Below are 24,110 nucleotides of genomic sequence, written 5' to 3' on the forward strand. Positions count from 1 at the left end.
AAATATATCTCTGGACTCAAAAAAATAATCTTTCTTTTCATAAGATCTAATTTGTTTAAAAGGTAATCAGATGTTTAATGCATAAAACAAGATAGGAAGGTAATGAAATATTTGTTAAGAATTTATTTATGGTGTTCTAAGGCTTTATAGGTAGTTCCTTCTAAGTATTATTTAATATATTTTATATTTCTTTTTACGGTTGAAATCAGTTTTAAATTACTGTTCGGAATTAAATCTGGATGTATTAATCCTGATTTGATTGATTGAAATTCGATACTCAAATAATTAATTGTAGATATTGAATCTTTATAATAGGAAACCGGAACTATATGACTACCATTTTCTTTTATTTTTAAATGTAAGGTAGATTTATCATAACGCCCACCTTTAGTAGAATTTGTATTATTAAGATTATAGCTTTTCCAGATAATAAGGTTATTAAATTCTTTCATCTCTTTCCAGGTGATTTTTGTTTCCAAATCAAGAGGGATCTCTTCTTTAAATAAAATGTTGTCTTTTTGAATTGTCTGGATTGCTTTTGTATAACTCAAGGGAAAAATAGAACCATCAGGGAGTTTAATCTCAAAATCAAAGGAGTCAGTAACAGGAATATTACCCCCTTTATATCTAATTTTTTTTGTGTAATAAAGCTCTTCTTTAATATCAAGATCAAGTTCTTGTTTATTGACAAGAATTTTAATTTTATCATTACCAATTTGTTTTCCTTTATAGTCAAATAAAAGTACACTGATTTGATTTTTATTATGATCATAAGGATCCTGGTTGATTTCGATAGAAGAGCCTATTTCAGAGAGGTCAACAGTATTTTTTTTTGATAGAGAAGAAGTATTACAACTAATAACGAATAGTATTAATAAAGGCGAGAGTTTCCTTAAGAATTCTATCATAATGTTTTGTTTAATCTTAATGTTAGAGATAGGGTTATTGAAGATTGTTAAATTTATCTTTAGTTAACTCCCAGCGGTTTACTTCCTGTTCAAAATTAAGAGAACCAGGTGTTGTTTTATATTTTTTTATAAAATCAAATCCCACTTTTTTTAATGTATGATTGGGAGCGGGATTTAGAGCATAGGGTTCACAGATTAATTTTTCTATTTTTAAATTCATAAAATAAAAAGGAAGCGATTGTTTGACCAATTCAGTCCCCATACCTTTTTTTCTATTATTGATATTCCATAGGTGTAAATGCATAGTTGCCTTTTTACCATATTCAATCGCATTTACATTTGAATGCCCAATTTGTTTGCCTTCAAGTTCCCAAATCAAAGCGTACGATTTTTTCTCTGATAATGGCGCATTGATTTGTGCTGTTAACATTTTAGTTAATCCTTCTCTTGAAGGTAATTTTTTAAGATCAACTCCCAATGATATAAGAAAATCTGGTTCAGACGTAAGCCAGTAATCAGCAATTAAATCAATATCTCTTAATTCGATCTCTCTAACATTGATATCAAGTCCAGTATTCATATATTTTTATTTATTGACAGTGTTTATAATTAGTTAGTCAATTACCTGAATATAGGCAATCGCTTTTGTCGTACTTAAAAATAGGTATTGTATAGAAATATTAACAGAAAAACTAAATAATAAGTTAATCAGCACTTATATCAATCTCAATATTAGGGTTAATAGAAGTCAAATCTTTTACAAAAGTGATTTTGTTTCTGGGTGATATTATTATCTCATCGTATTTTCCATACTTAATTTCAATTCTATCAAAAGAAGGAGCAGGAGAAGACAATAAGCTAGTTGTTTTTTTAATTGTTTTAATCGTATTGATGTCAATATTCTTCTTGAATAAGAATCCGCATTTAATTATAAGTGTGTTGTTTTCTACCGAGTAATTAGTTTTAAAAAACAAAAATAAAATGAAAGAGTAGGATGGAACTAAAATCCCAGTTATGATATAAAATTCTTTATTAATACCATTACTAATTACTCCAAAAGTGACAGGAATAAAAAACAATAAAAATATTATAACAAGCATCCCATATGATACTTTGGCTTTGTATTTTTTTACCATAATTTCTTATTTGATTTAATAAATCAATTATAGAATTGTTTGAATAAGCTTCTTGCTTTTTATTTTATATGTATTATAGTTAGATAAAATGTTACTAAGGGTTTTAATAATTAAGTAAATATCCATGATCGCCTAACTTATGATGGAGGTATTAATTACTCCAGGGTCCATTTATAGTAATATGAGTAAAAGATTTTCCGTCATAACGATATAGTCCACCAAAACCACCAAACCAGAATTGTCCTTTGTTATCTTCAATCATTGAATGTACAGCACTCAATTGTAAACCTTCCTCTTTATAAAAATTATTAAAAGATGTTCCGTCATATTGATATATACCAGCGTGTTCTATAGGAAACCAAATGTTACCTGATTGATCTTCATATAAACTCCACGTTTCTGTTCCTATGACTCCCTGTTCTGTTCCAAAATGAGTAAAGGAGGTTCCATCCCAATAACAAACTCCATTATTATGAGTTGCAAACCATATATTTCCTTTTTGATCTTCTAAAATATGATTTATTACATTATTACAAAGTCCATCTTTTTCAGAAATATTAGATAAAGATTTTCTGTCATAGATATAAGCACCACCATTGGTTCCAAACCATAAATTTTGATTACTGTCTTCTATAATGCTATGCACTATTCTGGTACTTGTAACTCCTCTAGAATTGTCTGGTATCGACTCAGGAATAGTAAAAGAAACAAATTCTTTCTCATTAAACTTACTTACTCCTTCCAGTGTGCCAATCCAAATAATTCCCAGATGATCAATTGCCAAACTCCAAACATCATTATTAATCAGACCATCTTTCTTGGTATATTTTATAAATGATTTAGATGCAACTGTAAGTTTAGGAGAAAAATTATATTTGACTATTCCATCAGAAGTTCCGAACCAAAGATTTCCTTTTTGATCTTCTACAATTTGTCTAATTGTGGTTTTATTAAAAACTTCATTATTAGATAAATCGATAAGAGACTTTCCATTATAACAGAAAACTCCATCACCTACAAACCAAATATTTTGGTTTTTATCCTGAAATATCCTTCGTAAAACTAACATGAGTGGTTCTTTGTCAAAATTCATAAATGAATCTCTATAATCTACAGATGTTACTACATTCTCTTTTTTTGAAGAATCGATTGATTTTTCTTTTGATACGGATGTATTGTCTTGTCCTTTACAAGAAATTGTAAAAGCTGAAAATAAAATAATAATAATACAAATTGATACTCCTATTTTATGCGATCTTATATGTATTACTTTGCTCATTAGGTTTAATGATTTGTTTCAATTTATACACATTCAGAATAATTATTTAAATGAATATAGAGCTTTCAATGAATCTACTAAATTTACTAAAATGTTATGATTATTACTTTTTATAGTTTCATATGTAAAATAGGGTAGGGCTTTCCTGAAGAATCAAGCTCTGATCTATTAACAGTTTTAAATCCGTAATGGTTATAGAATCCAACTGCCTGTTCGTTTTGCTCATTTACATCTACTTTTTTTACTTTCATTTGAGTGATAGAGTGATTTAATAATACTTTCCCTATTCCTTGACCTCTATAATCCGGATGAATAAACAACATTTCAAGATTTTGATCCGCGACACCCAGAAAACCAATAATTTCTCTCTTGTTATTTCGTACACACCTTAGTTCGACGGCATCTAAATAGTTATTTAAAATTAAAGGTTTAAAGTATTCAATGTCTTCTTCTTTTAAAAAATGATGGGTGGCTCTTACCGAAGCTTCCCATACATTTACCACGTTAGAAAACTCGGTTTTATCAATTTTATCTATTTGATATTTCATTTATTTTTTGATTCTTACTAATGATTTGTTGAAAGTTTTTTATTTGGTCAATTATTACCACTTTAATGTAAACCAAAATTAGTTTTTAAGTAGGTTGGACAGGATCTGTTTTGGATTTATTTGCTCTATAGTTTTTGGGAGAAATTTTGTATTTCTTCTTGAAAACTTTTGAAAAATGTGAAAGACTGGTATATCCCACTTGGTAGCATACCTCTGAAATACTAATTTCTGAACCTATCAAAAGAAACGTAGCTTTTTCTATCCTTTGTTCTTCTATGTATTTGGCAGGGGTAGTTTGATACATTTTTTTAAACTTACGTTGAAACGTTGATAAACTCATATTACATAAAAAAGAAAGTTCTTCAATATTTATAGGGTTGAATATATTGGTAGAAATGGTATCTCTAAACTTAATATTGTTTCCTGATGAATTGAAATTTATTTGTTTCATAAAAGATATAAAGTCTTCTTTTTGAGATAAAATAAATACAAGTTCTTGTAATTTTAAGTTTAATAAATCTTCAGTTAAGTAGTTAGGTTTTTCTAAATACGCTCTAAAACCTTGTATAAAAGATTTTATTATTTCTAATGAAATAACAATAAAAGGAAACTGATTTTTAGTAACCGATTCTTTATACTTATCTAATTTGTATATAGTATTCAAAAATTCTGTAGTAAGAATGAAAACAACTACTTCACATTTTTTTGTTGTTGTTTTCCAGGTGTTTATGAAGTTGTCATTATTAAAAAGTATCATATCTCCTTCATTTAGTTCGGTAGAACCATTCGGAGTATAATAGGTTGAAGAACCTTTGATGACAAAAACTATTCGTAATCCATTGTTAAAAGTGCTTTGAGCTTTATAAGGAGGAGAGAATTTTAAATGTAATAATGTATTACCCTTGGCAATAGAGTACTTCTTTTTTTCCATAATCTTTTATGTTGACCAGAATATACAAATTTATGAATTGTTTGAGATATTCTATTTTAAACATAAAATAGAAATTTGCAGAACTTAATATTAATTAAGAAATATATGAGTAATGCGATCATAAAAAAATACAAAATAATAATTTTTATACCTGTAGTCTTTGGAGTTATTTCTCTATTAATAACATATTTTAGACTTCAATCAAATGAATCATTTATTGCTAATTGGTTGCCTTTTTATTTAGTGGGTTTGCTGATAATTGCACCGTTAGCATTCTTTATTTTCAAGGCAATAGATATTTTGTTAAATAAACATTTGAAAATCAAAAACATTTATATAAACGGAATATGTTTTGGGATTTTAATGTCAGGAAGTGTTGGTGTATTATTAAGCACTGCATTGGTAGTTCTTTCAAATGATTATACAACTTTATCAGAATTTATTATAAAATGGAAGGAAACTGTCTATAGTTTTTTAACCAGAATAATAATTCTAGGTCCTTTAGTAGGAGGGATAGTTAAACCTTTGATACAGAAAAGAAGAATAAAAAATAGACCTCAGACTTAATGTAAAACCCCAACCCTAAATAGGTGCAACGCTAAATGTATAGCTCTTTGTGGAATTTTTATCAAAAGCATTTTGCTATGACCCCAAGATAGCAAAATGCAAAGAATTAGTTAGAATAATTCATCCGCAATGAGCTATACTGGTTGTTGCAAAATATTTTTGTTTAATAATTTTTAAAAGAGTTTTGTTGTAATCAAAACCATTTTATTTTTATACTCAGTTATCAAAAATTAATTATTATCATTTAACCAATCCTGAGCTTCTTGAGTATACCAGTTTTTTGAAAAATTAGCTGTATTTACAATGTTTTCAAAATGAAATTTGGCTTTTTTGATATCACCTTTCCTAGAATAATAGGTGCCCAGATATATATGTAAATATGGGTTTTCTGGGTCTATAGAAATTAATTTGTTACCTATATTCTCTATTTGAGAGTCAAACTTATTAAATTCACCTAGTTCTTTATAAAAAGATACATCTTTTAAAAAGGAAAGGTTATGAAGTAAGTTTAGGTTTGCATATTTTAAATAATTTGGATCTTCTGAAAATACTCTTTCTAACAACCTGGAACTTGATTGAACCTTCTCAGAGTAAAACCTTGCCATAAAAGATTCTGCTAAGGCTTCTGCTAATATCTTTTTTCGATAAAATTCGTTAGTAGAAAGATCAAAAGAAGTTATAGAATCTTCTTTTTCAAACAGGTCCATATCTTTATATTCAAACACATAATTCTTTAAGAAACTCAGCACAAATAAGGAAGAGGAGGCATCACCATAAATTAATCTTGCTGCATCACTCATTAAGTTATTATTGGCTAAAATTGTTAAGGTGATATTTTTTGAGGGAACTTTTAGAAATAAACTTGAATAACAGTCGTATTGACCATATGCCCAAACAATTTTGACTCCATTTAATTCTTGATTAAAAATACCGTAACCGTATGGCAATCCTTTTTTTATAGATGAAAATATTAGTTTTTTTGACTTTTCTGATATTAGTTTATTATCATCTATAGCTTTGTTGAAAGCCGATAAATCTTCTAGATTAGAAACAATTCCGGCTGATGATGAATAGCCAGAATCGATAAAACCATTTTCTATCTTGTTGTTAAAGACATATGGTTTAGCTAATATTCGTTTTTTCTCTGTTATTTGAGCAGAATCTTTAAGTAAAAAAGTGTTTTTGAGTCCTAAAGGAACTAAAATTTCCTCGTTCATTGCTGTAGCAAAAGATTGACCAGAAGCTTTTTCAATTACATTGGTTAATAGCCCAAACCTTGAACTGTAATAAAAATTTTCTCCAATTTTGCCTTGCGAAGTATGAGATAGTACGTGTTTTATTTTAATCGAATCCAGGAGTGTAGATTCGGTTAGATATTTGTTAATAGGATCTTCAAGTGACAATTTTCCTTGTTCTACAAGTCGTAGGACTAAAACTCCTGAAAACACCTTGGTTATAGATGCAATAGGGAATAATACGGTAGAATCTAATTTTACTTGTTTTTCTATATCAGATACTCCCAAATATTTCTGATAAATATTTTTTTGACTTTTTTCAATAGAAATAGCTAATCCGGGAATTTGAAAATACTCTTTAAGTTCTATGAGTTCTGAAGTGAATTTTTCTGTTGGATTAAACTGTTGTTTCTTTTTCTCTTCTTTAGAACAACTTAAAAACAGTACTAGAGAAATAATAAATACAAATAAAGATCTCATAGGTTATATAATTATGTACAAAAAGGTTTACTTCTTTATTGGTTTTTAAAAAGTGCGTGAATACTTTTTATCGTTGTTAAAGATAATTATTGAAAATGAATTCAATAAAAAAAGAAATCATGCTGGAATAATTATATAATCAATTTTTGGATTGAATTGAAGTTATTTATCCATAAGCTGGACTGCTTTCCAGATTTGTTCTTTTCCAAATTCTCCAAAATAACTGATAAAACCCCATTTTTTAGAGATTACCACAAAACTCTTACAAGGGTAATGATGTTGAAAAAATAACCTCTCTATTGTTTTTTCAGGATCTTTGTGCCAAGTTAAAATCCATCATACTTTTGAAGTTCTTCATTTTCTTTGTAAATGTATATAGGTTTAGCTTGAGTAATTTGACTAATACCATCATTCACTTAATAGGAATTAATTTGATTTTATCGATCGGGAATTTTTAAGAGCTAATGGTATAAGTAACGTTCCAATTCCGATTCCGGTCAATAACCCCTTAGCAAGATCCGATAAGGCTATGTATTGTGAACTTATTTGAGTAAAAGCTATTACAAGTATTCCGGCTGATATTAGAAGTGCCGATTTTCTTTTTGAAACTCTATTCATTATATTCAGATTTTATATAATTAGTGTTTCGATTTACCTTTTTGTTACAGGTGTTTTTATAATTGCGATTTTGTATTTGTTATTAGATTTTATAAACTAAGACTCTCTACTAAGAGGTTTACTTTTTCTTATAGGCAATAATTCTTTATAGGTTAAACTTCTCCAGATCCATTCTAGCGGACCAAATCTGAAATAGGTTAACCAAACCTTACTTAGTATTATTTGAAAAATAAAGACAGCAATAGCAGTTAATAATGTCTGTGAAGGGCTAAGAGTTTCATAAAGCTTAAATCCAATAGAAGAGAATAGGAGTAGACCTATAAAACTATGCATTATATAATTGGTAAGCGCCATTCTACCAGCATATTTTAATGGTGATAGAATAGATTTTAATTTTGTATTATACCAAAACCAACCTATAACCCAAAGATAAAATAATCCCATTGCAGTATCTGATAGGACCATTAATTTAATAAATATAGACCTGAAGGTTTCGGTTGAATAAATTTCATAATTTGGTAAAACAAATAAAAATAGAATCCTATAAATGTTAGTCGTTATAGCCATTATGATTATTGGGGTCTTTATTTTTTGAATAAAAGTATCCATAGAATTATAAATTTTATTTTTACCCAGATATAACCCAAGTAAGAACATTGATATAGCTACAGGCGCTAAAAAACCAAACAACATAGGTATATTCGAAAGATATTCTAATATCCTTAATTTAATTCCTTCGAGGTACGTACCATTTTTTATTATTTGATTAATGGTTTCTCCTGTATATTCACTCAAATATATTTCTGGTTTATAATTAAAGAGATTGAATAAATATTGAAAAAGATGGTCATAAAAAGGGAAGAGTAGAAAAATCACTGATAAGGAAAGAATTAATTTATTCGATCTTTTTATCATAAGAGTGGTGAGTAACCCTATAACAGCATAAAGATTTAAAACATCTCCTGACCATAAAAATATAATATGCATAGCTCCAAAAAGGAATAAAAAGAACATTCTTCTTGAAAAAAAAGAAAACGAAAGCTTATTAGCATCAAATAATTTTAAGGCCTGCATTGAAATTCCTAATCCAAAAAGTAAAGAGAAAATAGGGAAGAACTTAGTATAAAAAAATAGTTGCAAGATTTTCTCTGATAATTTATCTATATCAGAAGTCCATTGTTTTGCAAATTCATCTTGATTGAGAAAAGTTGAATTCATGATAACAATATTGACAACAAAAATTCCTAAAATTGCAAATCCTCGGTAAACATCTAGTAAATCAATTCTTTTTTTTGCTTTGGTGGGTTGCTCGTTCAATTTTGAAAGTGTTTTTCAGAAGGTATCTAATATCTCCGGTACAAAAAGTAGGGTAGAGAGAGTACAAGTTTACGGTTAGTATATGGTCAAATATAGATATTTTGTGTTTACCATTTTTAATAAATATCAAAATTCCCACTAGGATTGTACACGTTAAATACTGTGTAGGTTTAATCGTTGATTTCGATATTATCAATTCTCACAGCATTTGAATTAGGTGAAATTTCATACCCTAACTTTTTACTTATAATTTTTATAAATGATGCTCCGAGAAATATAATCTGAGAAGTGTAATATATCCATAACATCAATAAAGCCAGAACACTTGCCGAACCAAAAGTTGAAGAGACATGACTATGGCCTATATATAATCCAATAAGAGTTTTACCGATAAGAAAAAGTAATGAAGTAATAAGTCCACCGGTTAGCCCAACTTTCCAGTGTACTTTTGCATCGCCCAAAAATTTAAACATGATTGCGAAAACAATACTCATAACTACAAATGACAAAAAATGTTCATATACATATAATAGCTTATAATCATGATGCAAGTTCTTAGCGTGTTTGATTAAAAAACTATTAATAGTTGTACTAATTAAAATAATAAAGAATGATAATATTAGTATTAAAAAAGATGCTAGGTGTTTTGAGAAATACTTAAGAATACTATTTTTTGGTTTTGCTTTTATATTCCATATGCTATTAAAAGAATTATGTATCTGATTAAACATTCCTGAGGCACCAAAACCTAATGTAATAAACCCAATAATCGTTGTGATAACACTGTTGTGATTTATTTGTTGGTTTTTAATAAGGTTTTGAATTTGAAGAGAAGCCTCGTTTCCTAAAATATCTTTTAATTGTAAATAAATTTCTCCTGAAACAGCATGTTTCCCAAAAAATATTCCTAAAAATGATGTAATGATAATGATCATAGGTAATATAGAAAACACAGCATAATATGCTAATGATGCTCCTTTTTGAAAGGTATTGCTATTGAAGAAATGATTAAACACTTCTTTTAAGAATTTTATCATTAAGAGTTCATTTTCATGATTATACTAATATAGAGTACGAATCCTAATTAACAGAATGATTTAATGTTCTGTCCCTTTATAAATCCACATAGGTTCTGTTTCCCCAGCTTTTTCAAAACCAACTTTTTTATAAAAATCAATTGCTTTGCCATCAGCTGTTAGCATTTGCATATGAAAGTTTTTATACTTCTCTTGCATTTTGCCTACAATTTTTTGCCCAATTCCTTTTCCATGATGATTTGGATGAACCAAAAGATGAGGATAATATACTACTAAGTATCCATCAGAAATCGCATTACCTAAACCTACTAATTCTTTACCACTCCATGCAGAAATTAAAGAATGTGAATTAATTAAAGCTTTGTAGAGTTCTTCTGGTTTATCAGCAGAACTCCATTTATTTGCTTTATATAATTCAATTATTGGTTTTAGGTCAATATCTTTTGTTTCCAAAATAGTAATATCCATTCTACTGATAGTTTTTTCTAAAGAAATATTCTTATAAAACCGAAGATAGGAAAATAGCTATGAACACTGGTAACATAAACTATAATAAACTGTATGTTGTTAGGTTTTTATTATAGTTTTTTTGTTTGTAATGACTTGGATTTAATTGATTTAAAGATGTTTTTTGATTAAAACATTTATTCAATGAGACAGATACTTGTTATAAAATTAGCTTGTCAATATGTTTTCGGGTTTTAATTTATCAGGGTTTTATACTCGATCTAGCATAGACATTGTATTTAGTACACAGTGCGCAATAATTAACGGCCATAAATTTCGCCCAAACTTTACATAGGCTATTCCCATAATTAGTCCAATAATCCCAACGCTTATGGATCTTGCAGATAAGTCATAAGAATGTCTAAATCCAAAAATTGCAGCTTGTAGTAGTACTGCTAAAATAGTAGCAAAAGAAGTTGAAGAAAATAAACGTTCAAACCAATTAATCAAAAAACCTCTATCTAATAGTTCTTCTAAAAATGATTCTATCAAAACTATAGGAATAATTGAAAAAAAGAGTAGCCAATTTCCTTTTAGATTTCCAAATTTGGAGACAGCACTTTCTGAGGAAGTATCTGGCGCGATTGAAATCGGGAGATTATCCTTTATAATTTCAAAAACCATTATTGAAGCAATTACAGCTATTAGAATTAAAACAGAGACACCTAATGTCTTTAAAAGATTTTTTGGCTTTCTTAAGCCTAACTCTTTCCAGGTAACATTTCTTACCCGCATTCTCCAGGTTGCCACAACTAATGTCGTTAAAGACCAAAAAAGACCATTTGCAAGAAAACCTATTTTAGAAAAATATACTTCTCTAATTAAAAACATTATAGAGATGTATATAATTAAGTCGATAAGAAAACCTTTAAAATTGGTTGATTTAGAAAGTGTCGTAGAGTTATCAGTATTCATTTTGGTTATTTAGTTTGCTGATTTACTATTGGACGACAATCCTTTTAAATGGTTACAATCCTTTAACTTTAAACAGTTCTTAGAATAGTGATAAGTGAGTAATGCACAGCATATTTATGCTGAGTTAATGATTATTTATTATTTGATCATAAAGCCTTTTAACTTGTAAATCACCAAATCCATATATGTATTCTCTTTGATTAAATTCTCTAAACACTGTTCCGAATTCTTCTGTTTTAAGTTCTTTCATTATTGTTATTAAAGATTCGGTTGGTCTTCCCAGATTTTCATTTGAAGGAATTCTTTGAATATGAGCTTTTACTGCAGGAAGTATAAAAGGATATTTTTTTTCTAACTCCAGTGCTGTATTGGTTAATTTTTTAATATCATCATTTTGATAAAACTCCCAAAGGTCTGCGATTTTTTCTAACTCGGATAACTCCAATCGATTTTTATAAATCGATATAAGTTTAGACTTATTCAACCCGCCAAAACCGTATTGTGTATGTATTTTTGGTCGTATTAGAAAAACCTGATTGTTTTCATTATTATTTTTCATCAATAGGTGTACTATAAACCAAAAATGTACTTGGCAGAATAAATCATCCTCAAACCAAAGATTTATATCAGAATTGTTATTAATTTCAGGGATTTTAAGAAATTCAGAAGCGGCTTTTTCATAATAACCTTGCTCCGTTCCTCCGTAATTTTGAGTAATAAACTTAGCTCTTGTCGTAAATAACTCATTAAGATCTTTTCCTTTTACATTACCATCAACCAGGCATTCTCTGGCAACAATAATATCTCCCTGAATACTTTCAGGGAATTGTTGCTTAAGTGAATCTCCATTTAATATATGAATTTGTTTTCTCACTGTTTAATTTTTAATTGATTCGATTAACGATTTTCTAATAAGCCTCTTTTCTTTTCCTGATTTAATTTCATCCAAATCAATAATTACACTCTTAGAGGATTTAATTTTAAGAATTACTCCATTTTCAGAACCTTGTATTTGTTCGATATCAGAGAGTTTAATTTTCTGAACAGATTCTGATTCTTTAGTTCTGTATATCAATTCATTTTCAGAAATCTTAATGAAAAGCCCTTTTGCTCGATTAACAAATTTTCTTGATCGAACAATTAGAAATATTCCGACTACAATTCCTAAAGGCTTATCCCAATCACCTGGAAACTCAAATACAAATTGATTTGTATTGAGATAATCATATAATTGATAACTAAAAGCTAAGATTAAAAATATTCCTATCACAATAAACAGATACAAGGTATTTGAGGAACCTTTTTTAATCGTATAATTCATAATGATTATTTAATAAAACCAAATTTAGATTATTTTGAATAAAGAAAATAGCTCCGTTTTAGGAGTTTATTAATTAGGGTTAATAATTGATATCTTCTAATCAGAAATCAGATAGTACTTCTATTTATTACAAATATTTAAGGTTGCAAAACTACCCTATTCCAATTACCATTTTCGTTTGTGAATAATTCGCGGAAATGAAATCGACTTTTTTTAAATTCCATAAACTCAATTCTTTTTGGAATAATATAAAACCCGGACCAATCATTGGGTCTATTTATTTCAATACTTTCATATTCCGTTTTTAGTTTGTCAAACAATGTAATAAGTTCATTTAAATTCTCTGTCTGAGCTCCTTGTTTACTAATTTGACTGACTATTTGTGATTCTTTATTACGTTCACTAAAATATCTATCAGCAAGTTCAGTTTCAATTTGTACTGAATCTCCTTGGATTCTAATTTGTCTTTCTGTTTCTGTCCACCAAAATGTTAGAGAAGTTTTTGGATTGGATAATAATTCTACTCCTTTTTTGGAGTTTAAAGGACCAGTTATTACAAATTTGTTTTCTAAAGTTTCTTTAAGTGAAACAAATCGTGAGTTTGGATATCCATCCATTCCAATTGAGGTCAAACAACAAGCAGAAGGTATTCTAACTGAGCTTTTTTTGACCTCTTCACTATACCATTGGTTAAATTTTTCTATGGGATTCATGTTATTTGTAATTAACGATTTGTATTTAAAAAGATATTATACTTTGGATTTATAAGAATTAATATGGTTTTGTTTTAATTGGGATTGAACGCAATACTTTGTAAATATCTCCCGTTTATTTTTTAATTCAGTTCTATTTTGCTAATGTGCTACAAGGTCAGTTGAATTTCAATTATATATTTAGGTAAGAATTTATCGTGATTTATTCTGTTTTGAGAATTAAAGCTTGGGTAAGAATATAATTTGATGCATTTGCTACGCAAACACCGCCTTGTGGTATCCAACCTTCTTCGATTCTTGATTGAACTTCTTCAGCAAGTCTATCTGGGTTATTCGCTTTTGCAATCATATATTGTATTTTCATAGTATTTTTTTAGATTTTAATTTGTTAATAGTGATAATAATGTTTGTGTATGACTAGTTGTCATGTCATTAAAATAGCAAATTAAGCTAGTTTTTTGTTAAGTATAGAGGCAATTTCTGAGAAGAATTTTAGAGCGATGAACAATGCGTGTTATTGGTGCTAGTTTATTTGTATAACTAATTCAATTATTAAAGGTATATTAGGTTGATATTTTAAATTTACACAAAGTAATGTTAGGTGTTTTAGTGGTATTTATTTTTTCTTGGGTGATTCTTTGGCTATTTTCCAAAGAACATATAACTGCTCTAGGTATAATACCTAATAGTCAACGATTGAGAGAGTTTTTTCTGGGTTTAATAGTTATGGCTTTGTTTTGTGTGATCAACTTATTGGGTCAGTCTTATTTTAAAGAAATTAGTTATGTACAAAATCAGGATTACGGACTTTCGGAAAGTTTAAGTGGTATATGGTGGACATTCAAGGCTGCTTTGTTTGAGGAGTTAATTTTTCGTGGAGCGATTTTATATCTTCTTATAAAAAAGATAGGAAATAATTGGGCCTGTATTATTAGTGCAATAGCATTTGGTATATATCATTGGTTTAGTTACCAGATGCTTGGTCGTGGTATTGTCCCAATGATTTATGTTTTTTTATTAACGGGAGCTGGAGGTTGGATGTTTGCGTATGCTTTTGCCAAAACAAAATCATTATTTACTCCGTTAGGTCTGCATTTTGGATGGATAGTGATTAGTATAGTTCTTTTCTCTGCTGGTCCGCTAGGAAATTCATTATTTATAATTGAAGGTGAGGCAGTTGAATTAGGAGGATGGGAACAATTGTTGTTTTTTCTATTGCAGGCAGTTATTATACCTGGAATTGTAACATGGTATTTGGTAAAAAAGTATAGGTCATCTCATAATACAGAGTGAACACATAACATAAAAACAATAGTGAAGTAAGTGTATTTATTTTTTCTCAATTAATTTAAAGAATGTAACCCCATTTTATTTCCTTCAGAATCAAGAAATATTGCGAAATAGCCACTTTCATCGGCGTGAGGTGTTTTGGGGATCTTGATTTTTCCACCATTTTTCTCAACTTTATCCAGAATTACCTGAAGGTTATCTCCACCATTTAGGTATAAAGTTACTCCGTTTGCCGAAGGTTGAAAACCTTCTCCTTTCATGATAACTCCAGTAACCGTCTGATCTTCATATGGAAATATCCCCATTTCTAATCCTGACATTTCCATTTTCTCAATGTTAATATTCAAAATTGCTTGGTAAAATTTAATTGCTCGTGAAATATCTGTTGCTGGAATCTCAAAAATAGAAACATAACTTTTCATTTTTTCGGTACTTTGATTTAAGGTTTCATCAATCTTTTGTTTTTCTAATTCAGAGTTATTTTTGTTATTACAAGCAGTAAAACAAAATATTGCTATAGCCGTAGAAAGAATAAATACTGTTCTCTTCATATTTTTTAAATAGAATATTGGAATAAAATTAAAGAACCAAGGAGATACAAAATTGTAAAAATGCGACACGCTTATTTCATTTGTAGAAAATAGAAGAAAGAGTCATATTTTCATTTTCTAAAAATGCTGACGGACTAACTCCAGTAAATTCCTTGAAATCTTTGATAAAATGTGCCTGATCATAATATTCATTTTCATAGGCAATATTAGTCAGGCTCTCTCCCTCATTATTAAGTAACATTTTTAGAGCACCCTGTAATCGAATTACTTTACCTAACTGTTTAGGACTAATACCTATTTGTTTCACGAATTTTCTTTCAAGTTGTCTTCTTTTGGACAAGTCTCCTTTAAGAATATCGCTTATAGATGTATTTCCTTTTGTAGATAAGAGAGTATCTACTGTTGTTCTAACAATATTGTCAACTGTTGATTGCTCGCTTAGTTTTTTTAAAAGAAATTGTTCGATGATTTCAATTCTTTGTTTAGTATCGGTTGCCTGAATTATTTCTTCTTCTAATTTACTAGCGATCTTTTCTCCAAATAACTTTTTTATAGGTGTCTCCTTGTTTGCTAACGTTTTGATAGGTACTGTTGCGAAATTAGCAAAGCCATAAGGATAAAAACGGATAGCAAAAGTGTTAACATATCCTGTAGGTTCTATATAAAAGGGATCAATAGTTTGTCCTAGTACCATTGAACGAGGTTGTAGAATGAAATTATCTTTGGAAGTGTATCGTTTTATATCATCTCCAAGTATAAATGCCATTTCGATGGTACCATCAGGAATTATTCGTTGTTTTTGAGCGTCATCAGTTGCAGGAACTTCTAAAGTCCAATAACAACTAATTAGAGATTCTAAATCTGGATGCGGTTGAAAAGTTTGATAGTTCATTTAACGGTTCGTTTTTCTTAATTGGTCCATAATGATAAGTATAAGATAAATAGAATAGTAGAAAATGATAAACGTTTAATTTTACTATATGCCAACCGTTAATATTTATAACGTTGTTGACCGATTCTTTTTATTTATAATTCTTAGATAGTTTGGTTAAGACCTGAATAGCTTTATTCGAATCCTTTTGATTCACAAAAATATGATCGTGATAATATCCAGCAATAACGTTACAACTGATGTTATTATTAGCTAACTCTGTCGAAAATAACGCAGTTAAACCAACTGCCTCCAAAGAAGAATGAATCATTAGAGTAATCCAAGATGCAATATATTCATATTTAAGATCTAATTCGTTTGCTTTTTCTCTATCAATAACTATTGTTGTTCCTTCTTCTTCTTTAAATTCGCAAATGGTATCCTCTCGGTTAATTTTACTTAAATCAGTTACAGTTGCAAATACATATTCTCCCTTATTGAGTTTAGGAGTCATTCCTTTTATTAATTCTGATATATTTGTTTCACCAGCCATTTAATATTCTTTTATCGTTATATAGATTCTTTTAAACTTCTAACTATTGAACTTTTATCATTGAGTCTAAAGTTTAGCATAAAAGTGGAACTCTACTTTTATGCTAAGCTATAAATTAATTAAATGCAATTAACTTTCATTTTAAGTAATTTGCTCACTACTTAGTTTGTACCTCCCATGTTGCCTGCCAGAATTATTTTAGGCTTAACCTAAAATATTTATCAAACAAAAAACATTTGCCATACCCAATACAACTTCAAATAAAATTCCTTGAGTAATTTGTTTACTTGGTTTTCCGTCAACTTTTAAACTAATTAGTCTACCAGTTGCAAAACCTACAAAAATGAGTGAAGCAACAGAATGTGATGTAAATGTTAGTTTTTCGATAAATATCCCAAGTAAAATAATGATTCCTGCACAGAGCATTACTGCGCTAACACCTCTCATTTCATTTAATAAACTAGCGTCATTTTCTAGTTTGATTCCTGAATTATTTAAATAAGTTTTTATTGGGTTGCTCAACCTCATTATGCCTACAAAGATTAGCATTAGACTTGATAATGCTAAGATTACAATTTTGATAATTTCCATTTTTAGATGTTTTTAATTAATACTTCTGCAAATGTAAATTGGCGTTGCGACAGAGGTGTGTCAGGGGTACTACTTATCCTTTACATATTTCTCAAAATACTCTGTTATAGTCATGTTGTGCGAACTAAATGTTTCATTTTCAATAGTAAGTTTTTCAATTAGATCTATTCTGAAATGCCTAAAATCATTTCGTAACCTACATAAGGCGATTAGCAGGAAGTCTCCGTGAATGCTGTAGATGGCAAAAGGTTCAATGCTTCTTGTTGTTCGTTTATTTTGAGAAGATAGGTAGTCTATCGTTAAGACTTTATATTGAGTAATAGCTGATTGTATTTGCATTAAGTTATTACTCGTTTTTTCTTTATTGTTATTTCCACTAAAGTAAATCCTTTCGGCTAACAAACTTGTATTTCCCTTTTGAGAGTATCGTAAAATAGCTTTAATTTTTTCCACAGCACTAGAAACATTTTCGCTAAATGACTGATCCTTATTTTTTATTGCTAATTGTTCTATTGTGATTAAAGCATTGGCTTCATCTTCTGTAAAAAGAACGGGAGGGAGATGATATCCTTCCATTATAGAATATCCTTTTCCTTCTTCAGTTACAATAGGTATTCCTGACTTTTCAAGAGTTCGAATATCTCGATAGATGGTTCTTACACTTACATCATGCCTTTCTGCAAGTTGTTTTGCCGTGATGATTCTTTTGGATTGCAGTTGAGTGAGAATGGCAGTTAATCTCGAAAGTCTTGGTTTTTCTTTTTCTTCCATCTGCATTTATTCTGGTAGTGACTAATGTTTTGTATATGGCTTATAGCAGAATTTTCTGAAGGAAGATTCTGGTTAAATACTAAGGTAGCAAAATTGTAATGAATTTTGTTAAGGAGTTCGATGCAATAAACAATAGTGATATAGTTATAGATTAATTTTTTAACAAGAGATATAATAACCGAAGTTAATTAGCTTTTTTTCAAATTTTGAGGTTATTTTTTTTATTTGAATGCTCTACAATATCCTTTGTGCAGTTCGTTGATATTCTTAAAGGATAGATAAGTATAAATTTTTATACTTTTTCACTCTTTAACGAGCCATTGTTCAAAATAAAGTTTTTCAATCAATTTTCTATCAGTTGGTTTAACAATCTCTTTAAGAGAATTTGTAATTGATAAATCAATTTGATACCATATAAGTTCATCTTCATTATCAAAATCTAAATCGGAGTTAACATCTCTAATTGTTCTAAAAATTATTTTGTCAGTATTAGGAATAATTTTATAGGTTTCTAAATTTTCATTTAATGGAGATAGTCTAGTTAACTTACTTCCATCAATATTCGAAACAAAAAGATGAAGAGGATCTTTGAAATTAAGCCTTTTATCATTGTTGTAATCGGTATCTCCAATTTTGTATAATATTCTGTTTCTTAAAATTGGGCCTGAATTTTTGATATTACATCTGAAATCCGAAATCCGAATTTTATAATTTGTAAGTAAATTTGTTTTATCATTAACGTTGTCATAGAATAAAATATTCCAATACCTAGGATAATCTTCTGCTTCATATCCAGAACTACTATATCTTTTTCTATTGTAGCTTTTTTGAGTTGTTATTGGAAACAATACTTGATTGGTGCTGTCTATAAAAGTTAAATCATCATACACAAAATTATATTCATTCAAAATTGAATCTATTTGTGTTTGAGTAAGATCTTTTTCTTCAACGATCCCTATTCTAGGATTGGATTGATTACAGGAAGATAATATTAATATAAAAGCAATAAAATTTATTAGTTTTTTCATAATTAAGCATAGTAGTTAGTATATGATATGTTTTAATATCTATATAACTGTATTAGGTTTTTTAATTTAGTTTATCAAGAAAGTCGTCAAAATTTATGTCTACTAATTCTGTAAATGACGAATAGTTAATACGTTGATAATATTCTTCTTCTGTTAGATCTTCATTTTCTAGAACTTCTTCCGATCTTAAACTTTCCTGGATAGCTTTTTGCCCATTCCAAACAACTATTTTTGGTCTTTTCTCATCATCGGAGTAGAAAAAACAAAGTAAATCTATGTTGGCTCTTGAAAGATCCATGCCATCTGGATGATTGGTCCCCTGATATAAAGAAGCAAACGGAATTAATCTTTTTCCATCAATAAAACTTCTTAGGGTAGTACTTTCTTCATCAATTAATGTGTAAATACTCCAGTCAATTCTTGCATCTCGATTATTAAATTTAGATTGGATTATTGGTGAGGCTAGCTGTGAAGTCTCATCGACCAAAGTTAAAAAACGTCCAATCTTATAGATTTGTCCCTTTTTGGATTTAAATTCTCCATTTATAGGAATCGTTCCGTGATGTTTCTTGATAAAAAATAAAAACGATTTATCTAATTTATTTTTGTGTTCTTCGATCCAACTTAACACTCTAAAATCGATTTCTCCGACATAAGATTCGGGAATTGTTTTAATATTTCTATCATTCATTCTTGACATGTTCTTATGAAATCTAATATTTTTTGTAGCAAAATAAGTTGCTTGATTTAAGTATGAAATTTATTAAATACAAACTGAATAGAAAATCTACGAGGTTCTATGCAAGTAGATTTATAACAATTAAATTTATATGATGATGACAGTAGTTTATTTTTCGTAATACTCTTTTATGACGATGTTTTTGCCTTTTGTTATTTTTTTCAATTCACTTAAAATATAATATCGATGCATAAATCCACATAATACAACAATTCTACTACCTTGATTCTGCTGAGAAATACGCATTATATTTTTGGCCATTGTTTGATTCCTTAAATCCCAAAAGTCACCAGCTAACTTAAATCCGTCTCGATAACTTATTTTTTCTCCATTTGGTTTAGTGTGAAAACGAGTTGCAAATTCATTTCTTTTGTTTGTTATTTTTGTCAGCATTTTATATTGATAATATTGTCTTTCTGCACAAATACTATCTGTTGTGGGATTGTTGAAGTTTTCAGGAGATTTAGAAGCTAGCACGATTAAAGGTTCTAAAAGAGCTTTGTATTTATTATGAATTTCTGCTTCTGTGGCAGATAATAAATTAGCTTTATTTAAACTATCTAAAAGTTTTGTTGTAAATCCATCTGTTGGGCGTGAACCAATATTTATTCTATATTCATTTCTACCTTCAAACTCATATGGTCTGATTTGAGCTTGAGGGTATTTTTCAACATATTTTTCAGATGCTATACCTTCATTACTATTTGAAGCATTTTTGTGTTTAAAATCAGAAGTGAAAGCTGCTGAATCTAGTTCACGTAATACAAAATCAGGTTTTACATCTTCTAATATATTGAAGAGAATCTCTGGATTAAAATTAGGTTCAGGTTTATGTAAAGCTCCAATAACAATTATTTCAGTAGTCTTTTCTGTTTTACAAGATAAAACTGTTATTAAAGCTATTAATACTAGGATTGTTTTATTCATTTTTCTAATTATTACTAACCGTTTTGAATAAGTAAAGTAAGGGACTTATTATTAGTTTTGATTTGTAAATCGCTTTTGAAAATGTATAAGCTACTTTTAATTAAATACTTAAATCTTATTGTGCTTGATTGTTAACAAAAGTTATTCTATTATCAATTTCAACATTTCCACTTTATTAGATGTATTCAATTTAATATTAATAAAATAAATTCCAGAAGATAAATCTAGGTTAAACCTTTCAGTAGAAGAATTATAATCCGAATAAATTTCTTTACCTGTCATATCAAAGATCTTAATACTTTTAGAATTTGTATTACTATACTTTAAGTTAAACTCTCCATTATTAGGATTAGGGTATAAGTTGGTAATATTATTAGTAACATCTACTGCATTTAATAATGGATTTCTTAATTTTAAAACAAAACCATCAAAAACACCAGTAGCAGTTAGATTATTTGTCTCTGTATCCGGATTAAAATCTACAGTGTCAGAAAAAGCACCCACAATGTGTAGATTATCATTGGTGTCTATCGTAACGCAATTAGCAGCATCAGTACTACTGCCTCCAATTTGACTAACCCATAAAAAATTTCCCGACGCATCTAGTTTTTCTAAATATATATCAGAAAGTCCATTTGCGGTTAAATTAACTACTTCAGTTCCTGGATTGAAATCAACAGTATCTTGAAAACCACCAGTTATATAGATGTCATTATTTGAGTCTGTAATCATTCCTTGAAGATAATTGTCAGCACTTCCATCAATTTGTTTTGCCCATAGAAAGTTTCCATCTTGATCTAGCTTTTCAATAAAAATATCAAGATCTCCATTAGATGTTAAATTATGAATTCCTGTTCCTGGATCAAAATCGATTGTGCCAAAAAAAGATCCTCCAATATTTATTAATCCATTAGAATCAATAATAATGGAATTTGCATCTACTTGACCACTATCAAATGTAAGAACTTTTACCCACAAAAAATTTCCGTCTTGATCTAATTTTTCAATAAAAAAATCACTAAAACCGTTGGCAACAATATTATTGATTTCACTACCTGGATCAACATCAATGATACCCTTAAATTCATCTGCCAAATATACGTTACCATTAATATCTGTTGTAACTGATGGAAAAGTGTTTGAATCACTACCACCAATTTGTTTTACCCATAAAAAATTTCCTGAATCATCTAATTTTAGAATAAAAATATCACTATCTCCATTAGAAGTCATATTATTAATCCCATTACCAGGATTAAAATCTATAGTTTCATGAAAACTACCTGAAATATATAAATTGTTATTTATATCGGTTGTAATTGAAGTTCCAAACTCAGAGTCAGCACTCCCAATTTGTTTTACCCAAAGAAAGTTACCATCTTGATTTAACTTTTCGATAAAAATATCAAGATCTCCATTAGATGTTAAATTATTAATTCCTGTTCCTGGGTCAAAATCTACTGTTTCTCGAAATCGCCCTAAAAGATATATATATCCATTGTTATCTATAGTAATCGATTGTACCTCATCGTACCCGTTTCCACCTATTTGTTTAACCCATAAAAAGTTACCATCTTGATCTAACTTTTGAATGAAAATATCATTATCACCATTGGATGTCAAATTATTCACTCCAGATCCAGTGTCAAAGTCGACTGTACCGTTAAAATAACCTGTAAGATATATATTCCCATTTAAATCGGTAATAAGAGTACTTACAAATGCAAAACCACTACCACCTTCTATTTGTCTTACCCACTCAAAATTCTGGCTTTGAGCTTTAATCATTACTAATAATAATATGCTAAGTGTGATTTTTTTCATAAATTTTGTTTATAATTTTTTCTAATGTCGTAAAGTACGAGGTAGAGTATCCCAACGGGACATTGCACCTCATACATTCCTTTTTAGAAATTCGTTTTTATTTAATTTTTCTATAGGTTAGAAATCCTCTAATAAGTGTAGTACTTTCTAACTCGCTTCGAATTCTTTGTCCTAACTTCATCTCACCTTCAGTTAAATCATCATAAATATTTCCTGAAAAGACATATTCAGATGGTCCGGTATTTAAAACTGTAAATTCATGCTGAGTATTTGGAATGGGAGTATTTCCTATTACATTACATAACTTACTAAAACATTTGATATTACAATTAGTTGTTGCTAAACCCTTAGAAACTACAATTGAATCCACATTTGTATAATTTAATTTATTAAACTTAAGTAAATGTTCAGTTTCGTTGCTATTAATTATCTAGTCCGAAGAAGAGTTGGAAATAATATTACTAAAAAATAATCTTATTTGTTTATTTATTTATTCCATTATATATAAATCTTGTAGACTGTATTTCAGTATCATCCAAGGCTCCATTATTATTGTTGGCAATACCTGAATCAATTTTAATTCTTCCATTTTCTCCATAACTACAACTAATTAAGAAAATTAACATTAAACTTGTTAAAACAACTTTTTTTGGGTTTTATCATCCTCATTTTCTTTATAATCATTCCTAACGTTTAATATATGTGTCGTAGTAGAGCAAAATGTTACCTTGTTTTTTGATTTTTTTATGTATTGGTGCTAAATTTTCTCTTAAGCAGATATTGAACATTACTAATACAATAATCAATTTATTGATTTTCTAGTTATTATAATGTGTTTATAATGTTGTCAACTTTATATTTGATTTTCCAAATCTTGTTTGATCAACTGTTTTTAGTTCTTTTTTAAGTTCATCGATTGCAATAGCATTTTTGTGAACTTTCTATTTTATATCCGTTGTTGTGTATAGTTCTTATTCTTAGAATATATCATCTTCGTCATCTTTGGGGAGCAAAGAATTATCGTAACCAGAATCAAGAATTTCTTGTTTTGATACACTATTTTTAGTATCATATTTACTTTTTAGAACCTGCTCAACCATCGCTTTATAAACTTCAATTAGTTTTCTAACTCCAGTATTGATTTCTTTTAAATCTTCTCGGTGTGCAGAATGAAAGATTGAAGCTATTTGATAACCAGAAGTCAGAGTTCGTATTTGCAAAGCTTTTTGGGCGTAGAGCTCGACTATTTCTCGACTACTTTCATCAAGAGAATCAATTTTCTCTACTAAGTCAAAACCAAACGCCTTCTTTAAACAGTTTAAACAATGGGAATAATAAATTAAGCTTTTCTTATCTTGTTCGTTAGTTTTTTTTTGATAGTGAAGTCACTTGAAAATGCATATCAATGTAATCATTAATAGAATATTCTTCATCAAGCTTTCCTAGAATCCAA

Annotated in this window: 30 protein-coding genes; 2 read left to right on the forward strand and 28 right to left on the reverse strand. The window is 28.8% G+C overall.

From position 1 onward, the window contains the following. Window positions 1-167: 167 nt before the first annotated feature. The 6 genes from U0D62_RS07190 to U0D62_RS07215 form a co-directional block, all read right to left on the reverse strand. Complete coding sequence (locus tag U0D62_RS07190; RefSeq protein WP_322194973.1) at window positions 168-908, reverse strand: hypothetical protein; 741 nt, start codon at window positions 906-908, stop codon at window positions 168-170. Between the two features lie 34 nt (window positions 909-942). Further along, complete coding sequence (locus tag U0D62_RS07195) at window positions 943-1,488, reverse strand: GNAT family N-acetyltransferase (protein ID WP_322194975.1); 546 nt, start codon at window positions 1,486-1,488, stop codon at window positions 943-945. A 124-nt stretch (window positions 1,489-1,612) separates the two neighbouring features. Further along, window positions 1,613-2,044, reverse strand: a complete 432-nt coding sequence (locus U0D62_RS07200; protein WP_322194977.1) for a PH domain-containing protein — start codon at window positions 2,042-2,044, stop codon at window positions 1,613-1,615. Window positions 2,045-2,195: 151 nt separating this feature from the next. After that, window positions 2,196-3,323 carry a ligand-binding sensor domain-containing protein gene (locus tag U0D62_RS07205; protein WP_322194979.1) on the reverse strand — a complete coding sequence of 376 codons (1,128 nt, stop codon included), beginning with the start codon at window positions 3,321-3,323 and terminating at the stop codon, window positions 2,196-2,198. A 110-nt stretch (window positions 3,324-3,433) separates the two neighbouring features. Continuing rightward, complete coding sequence (locus U0D62_RS07210; RefSeq protein ID WP_322194981.1) at window positions 3,434-3,871, reverse strand: acetyltransferase; 438 nt, start codon at window positions 3,869-3,871, stop codon at window positions 3,434-3,436. 85 nt (window positions 3,872-3,956) lie between these two features. After that, window positions 3,957-4,802: a helix-turn-helix domain-containing protein gene (locus tag U0D62_RS07215; protein WP_322194983.1), complete on the reverse strand. Its 846-nt coding sequence runs from the start codon at window positions 4,800-4,802 to the stop codon at window positions 3,957-3,959. 105 nt (window positions 4,803-4,907) lie between these two features. Here U0D62_RS07215 and U0D62_RS07220 point away from each other — a divergent pair, with 105 nt between their 5' ends. Beyond that, window positions 4,908-5,369: a hypothetical protein gene (locus tag U0D62_RS07220; protein ID WP_322194985.1), complete on the forward strand. Its 462-nt coding sequence runs from the start codon at window positions 4,908-4,910 to the stop codon at window positions 5,367-5,369. A 230-nt stretch (window positions 5,370-5,599) separates the two neighbouring features. Here U0D62_RS07220 and U0D62_RS07225 read toward each other — a convergent pair whose 3' ends face one another. The 10 genes from U0D62_RS07225 to U0D62_RS07270 all read right to left on the reverse strand — a co-directional run bounded on the left by U0D62_RS07225 (window position 5,600) and on the right by U0D62_RS07270 (window position 13,861). Then, window positions 5,600-7,084, reverse strand: coding sequence for a serine hydrolase domain-containing protein (locus U0D62_RS07225; RefSeq protein WP_322194987.1), 1,485 nt, complete (start codon window positions 7,082-7,084; stop codon window positions 5,600-5,602). A gap of 426 nt (window positions 7,085-7,510) precedes the next feature. Then, window positions 7,511-7,702: a hypothetical protein gene (locus tag U0D62_RS07230; RefSeq protein ID WP_322194989.1), complete on the reverse strand. Its 192-nt coding sequence runs from the start codon at window positions 7,700-7,702 to the stop codon at window positions 7,511-7,513. A gap of 96 nt (window positions 7,703-7,798) precedes the next feature. Next, window positions 7,799-8,920: a DUF418 domain-containing protein gene (locus U0D62_RS07235; RefSeq protein WP_322194991.1), complete on the reverse strand. Its 1,122-nt coding sequence runs from the start codon at window positions 8,918-8,920 to the stop codon at window positions 7,799-7,801. 269 nt (window positions 8,921-9,189) lie between these two features. Beyond that, window positions 9,190-10,056, reverse strand: coding sequence for a YihY/virulence factor BrkB family protein (locus tag U0D62_RS07240; RefSeq protein ID WP_322194993.1), 867 nt, complete (start codon window positions 10,054-10,056; stop codon window positions 9,190-9,192). Between the two features lie 60 nt (window positions 10,057-10,116). Continuing rightward, window positions 10,117-10,524, reverse strand: a complete 408-nt coding sequence (locus U0D62_RS07245; protein ID WP_322194995.1) for a GNAT family N-acetyltransferase — start codon at window positions 10,522-10,524, stop codon at window positions 10,117-10,119. A 249-nt stretch (window positions 10,525-10,773) separates the two neighbouring features. Then, window positions 10,774-11,478, reverse strand: a complete 705-nt coding sequence (locus U0D62_RS07250) for a CPBP family intramembrane glutamic endopeptidase (RefSeq protein ID WP_322194996.1) — start codon at window positions 11,476-11,478, stop codon at window positions 10,774-10,776. A 124-nt stretch (window positions 11,479-11,602) separates the two neighbouring features. Next, complete coding sequence (locus U0D62_RS07255) at window positions 11,603-12,352, reverse strand: DUF1835 domain-containing protein (protein WP_322194998.1); 750 nt, start codon at window positions 12,350-12,352, stop codon at window positions 11,603-11,605. Window positions 12,353-12,355: 3 nt separating this feature from the next. After that, a complete protein-coding gene (locus U0D62_RS07260) occupies window positions 12,356-12,799 on the reverse strand; it encodes a hypothetical protein (RefSeq protein ID WP_322195000.1) in 444 nt (147 codons plus the stop codon). 137 nt (window positions 12,800-12,936) lie between these two features. Further along, complete coding sequence (locus tag U0D62_RS07265; protein WP_322195001.1) at window positions 12,937-13,512, reverse strand: pyridoxine/pyridoxamine 5'-phosphate oxidase; 576 nt, start codon at window positions 13,510-13,512, stop codon at window positions 12,937-12,939. 202 nt (window positions 13,513-13,714) lie between these two features. Further along, entirely contained in the window at window positions 13,715-13,861 is a 147-nt protein-coding gene (locus tag U0D62_RS07270) for a hypothetical protein (protein ID WP_322195004.1), read from the reverse strand. Between the two features lie 245 nt (window positions 13,862-14,106). Between U0D62_RS07270 and U0D62_RS07275 the strand changes: the two genes are divergently transcribed. Continuing rightward, the gene (locus tag U0D62_RS07275; RefSeq protein ID WP_322195006.1) at window positions 14,107-14,805 is read left to right on the forward strand and encodes a CPBP family intramembrane glutamic endopeptidase; all 699 of its coding nucleotides are present in this window, start codon (window positions 14,107-14,109) and stop codon (window positions 14,803-14,805) included. A gap of 50 nt (window positions 14,806-14,855) precedes the next feature. On the opposite strand, the gene U0D62_RS07280 is transcribed toward U0D62_RS07275, so the two are convergent. The 12 genes from U0D62_RS07280 to U0D62_RS07335 all read right to left on the reverse strand — a co-directional run bounded on the left by U0D62_RS07280 (window position 14,856) and on the right by U0D62_RS07335 (window position 23,877). Beyond that, on the reverse strand, window positions 14,856-15,353 hold the full coding sequence (locus U0D62_RS07280) for a VOC family protein (RefSeq protein ID WP_322195008.1): 498 nt from the start codon (window positions 15,351-15,353) through the stop codon (window positions 14,856-14,858). A 76-nt stretch (window positions 15,354-15,429) separates the two neighbouring features. Next, window positions 15,430-16,245 carry an AraC family transcriptional regulator gene (locus tag U0D62_RS07285; protein ID WP_322195010.1) on the reverse strand — a complete coding sequence of 272 codons (816 nt, stop codon included), beginning with the start codon at window positions 16,243-16,245 and terminating at the stop codon, window positions 15,430-15,432. Between the two features lie 130 nt (window positions 16,246-16,375). Next, window positions 16,376-16,777 carry an ACT domain-containing protein gene (locus U0D62_RS07290; RefSeq protein WP_322195012.1) on the reverse strand — a complete coding sequence of 134 codons (402 nt, stop codon included), beginning with the start codon at window positions 16,775-16,777 and terminating at the stop codon, window positions 16,376-16,378. A gap of 204 nt (window positions 16,778-16,981) precedes the next feature. Then, a complete protein-coding gene (locus U0D62_RS07295) occupies window positions 16,982-17,368 on the reverse strand; it encodes a DUF4345 domain-containing protein (RefSeq protein WP_322195014.1) in 387 nt (128 codons plus the stop codon). A gap of 69 nt (window positions 17,369-17,437) precedes the next feature. Continuing rightward, window positions 17,438-18,139, reverse strand: a complete 702-nt coding sequence (locus U0D62_RS07300) for a helix-turn-helix transcriptional regulator (protein WP_322195016.1) — start codon at window positions 18,137-18,139, stop codon at window positions 17,438-17,440. 302 nt (window positions 18,140-18,441) lie between these two features. Continuing rightward, complete coding sequence (locus U0D62_RS07305) at window positions 18,442-19,167, reverse strand: hypothetical protein (protein WP_322195017.1); 726 nt, start codon at window positions 19,165-19,167, stop codon at window positions 18,442-18,444. Between the two features lie 61 nt (window positions 19,168-19,228). Then, window positions 19,229-19,858, reverse strand: a complete 630-nt coding sequence (locus tag U0D62_RS07310) for a hypothetical protein (protein WP_322195019.1) — start codon at window positions 19,856-19,858, stop codon at window positions 19,229-19,231. A 156-nt stretch (window positions 19,859-20,014) separates the two neighbouring features. Beyond that, window positions 20,015-20,833 carry a hypothetical protein gene (locus U0D62_RS07315; RefSeq protein WP_322195021.1) on the reverse strand — a complete coding sequence of 273 codons (819 nt, stop codon included), beginning with the start codon at window positions 20,831-20,833 and terminating at the stop codon, window positions 20,015-20,017. Window positions 20,834-20,974: 141 nt separating this feature from the next. After that, window positions 20,975-22,657 (reverse strand): SBBP repeat-containing protein, encoded by a 1,683-nt coding sequence (locus tag U0D62_RS07320; protein WP_322195023.1) that lies wholly within the window; start codon window positions 22,655-22,657, stop codon window positions 20,975-20,977. Window positions 22,658-22,754: 97 nt separating this feature from the next. Beyond that, window positions 22,755-23,027 carry a hypothetical protein gene (locus tag U0D62_RS07325; RefSeq protein ID WP_322195025.1) on the reverse strand — a complete coding sequence of 91 codons (273 nt, stop codon included), beginning with the start codon at window positions 23,025-23,027 and terminating at the stop codon, window positions 22,755-22,757. A 112-nt stretch (window positions 23,028-23,139) separates the two neighbouring features. Then, entirely contained in the window at window positions 23,140-23,283 is a 144-nt protein-coding gene (locus tag U0D62_RS07330; RefSeq protein WP_322195027.1) for a DUF7151 family protein, read from the reverse strand. A 351-nt stretch (window positions 23,284-23,634) separates the two neighbouring features. Further along, a complete protein-coding gene (locus tag U0D62_RS07335; RefSeq protein WP_322195029.1) occupies window positions 23,635-23,877 on the reverse strand; it encodes a hypothetical protein in 243 nt (80 codons plus the stop codon). Window positions 23,878-24,110 lie beyond the last annotated feature (233 nt).

Source organism: Aquimarina callyspongiae, from assembly GCF_034322225.1.
In the GTDB taxonomy this organism is placed as follows: domain Bacteria; phylum Bacteroidota; class Bacteroidia; order Flavobacteriales; family Flavobacteriaceae; genus Aquimarina.

What these genes read in the sequence shown, in the direction of transcription:
- U0D62_RS07190 (WP_322194973.1), bottom strand. Translation starts at nt 908, where the DNA reads ATGATAGAATTCTTAAGGAAACTCTCGCCTTTATTAATACTATTCGTT.
- U0D62_RS07195 (WP_322194975.1), bottom strand. Translation starts at nt 1,488, where the DNA reads ATGAATACTGGACTTGATATCAATGTTAGAGAGATCGAATTAAGAGAT.
- U0D62_RS07200 (WP_322194977.1), bottom strand. Translation starts at nt 2,044, where the DNA reads ATGGTAAAAAAATACAAAGCCAAAGTATCATATGGGATGCTTGTTATA.
- U0D62_RS07205 (WP_322194979.1), bottom strand. Translation starts at nt 3,323, where the DNA reads ATGAGCAAAGTAATACATATAAGATCGCATAAAATAGGAGTATCAATT.
- U0D62_RS07210 (WP_322194981.1), bottom strand. Translation starts at nt 3,871, where the DNA reads ATGAAATATCAAATAGATAAAATTGATAAAACCGAGTTTTCTAACGTG.
- U0D62_RS07215 (WP_322194983.1), bottom strand. Translation starts at nt 4,802, where the DNA reads ATGGAAAAAAAGAAGTACTCTATTGCCAAGGGTAATACATTATTACAT.
- U0D62_RS07220 (WP_322194985.1), top strand. Translation starts at nt 4,908, where the DNA reads ATGAGTAATGCGATCATAAAAAAATACAAAATAATAATTTTTATACCT.
- U0D62_RS07225 (WP_322194987.1), bottom strand. Translation starts at nt 7,084, where the DNA reads ATGAGATCTTTATTTGTATTTATTATTTCTCTAGTACTGTTTTTAAGT.
- U0D62_RS07230 (WP_322194989.1), bottom strand. Translation starts at nt 7,702, where the DNA reads ATGAATAGAGTTTCAAAAAGAAAATCGGCACTTCTAATATCAGCCGGA.
- U0D62_RS07235 (WP_322194991.1), bottom strand. Translation starts at nt 8,920, where the DNA reads ATGAATTCAACTTTTCTCAATCAAGATGAATTTGCAAAACAATGGACT.
- U0D62_RS07240 (WP_322194993.1), bottom strand. Translation starts at nt 10,056, where the DNA reads ATGATAAAATTCTTAAAAGAAGTGTTTAATCATTTCTTCAATAGCAAT.
- U0D62_RS07245 (WP_322194995.1), bottom strand. Translation starts at nt 10,524, where the DNA reads ATGGATATTACTATTTTGGAAACAAAAGATATTGACCTAAAACCAATA.
- U0D62_RS07250 (WP_322194996.1), bottom strand. Translation starts at nt 11,478, where the DNA reads ATGAATACTGATAACTCTACGACACTTTCTAAATCAACCAATTTTAAA.
- U0D62_RS07260 (WP_322195000.1), bottom strand. Translation starts at nt 12,799, where the DNA reads ATGAATTATACGATTAAAAAAGGTTCCTCAAATACCTTGTATCTGTTT.
- U0D62_RS07265 (WP_322195001.1), bottom strand. Translation starts at nt 13,512, where the DNA reads ATGAATCCCATAGAAAAATTTAACCAATGGTATAGTGAAGAGGTCAAA.
- U0D62_RS07270 (WP_322195004.1), bottom strand. Translation starts at nt 13,861, where the DNA reads ATGATTGCAAAAGCGAATAACCCAGATAGACTTGCTGAAGAAGTTCAA.
- U0D62_RS07275 (WP_322195006.1), top strand. Translation starts at nt 14,107, where the DNA reads ATGTTAGGTGTTTTAGTGGTATTTATTTTTTCTTGGGTGATTCTTTGG.
- U0D62_RS07280 (WP_322195008.1), bottom strand. Translation starts at nt 15,353, where the DNA reads ATGAAGAGAACAGTATTTATTCTTTCTACGGCTATAGCAATATTTTGT.
- U0D62_RS07285 (WP_322195010.1), bottom strand. Translation starts at nt 16,245, where the DNA reads ATGAACTATCAAACTTTTCAACCGCATCCAGATTTAGAATCTCTAATT.
- U0D62_RS07290 (WP_322195012.1), bottom strand. Translation starts at nt 16,777, where the DNA reads ATGGCTGGTGAAACAAATATATCAGAATTAATAAAAGGAATGACTCCT.
- U0D62_RS07295 (WP_322195014.1), bottom strand. Translation starts at nt 17,368, where the DNA reads ATGGAAATTATCAAAATTGTAATCTTAGCATTATCAAGTCTAATGCTA.
- U0D62_RS07300 (WP_322195016.1), bottom strand. Translation starts at nt 18,139, where the DNA reads ATGGAAGAAAAAGAAAAACCAAGACTTTCGAGATTAACTGCCATTCTC.
- U0D62_RS07305 (WP_322195017.1), bottom strand. Translation starts at nt 19,167, where the DNA reads ATGAAAAAACTAATAAATTTTATTGCTTTTATATTAATATTATCTTCC.
- U0D62_RS07310 (WP_322195019.1), bottom strand. Translation starts at nt 19,858, where the DNA reads ATGAATGATAGAAATATTAAAACAATTCCCGAATCTTATGTCGGAGAA.
- U0D62_RS07315 (WP_322195021.1), bottom strand. Translation starts at nt 20,833, where the DNA reads ATGAATAAAACAATCCTAGTATTAATAGCTTTAATAACAGTTTTATCT.
- U0D62_RS07320 (WP_322195023.1), bottom strand. Translation starts at nt 22,657, where the DNA reads ATGAAAAAAATCACACTTAGCATATTATTATTAGTAATGATTAAAGCT.
- U0D62_RS07330 (WP_322195027.1), bottom strand. Translation starts at nt 23,283, where the DNA reads ATGTTAATTTTCTTAATTAGTTGTAGTTATGGAGAAAATGGAAGAATT.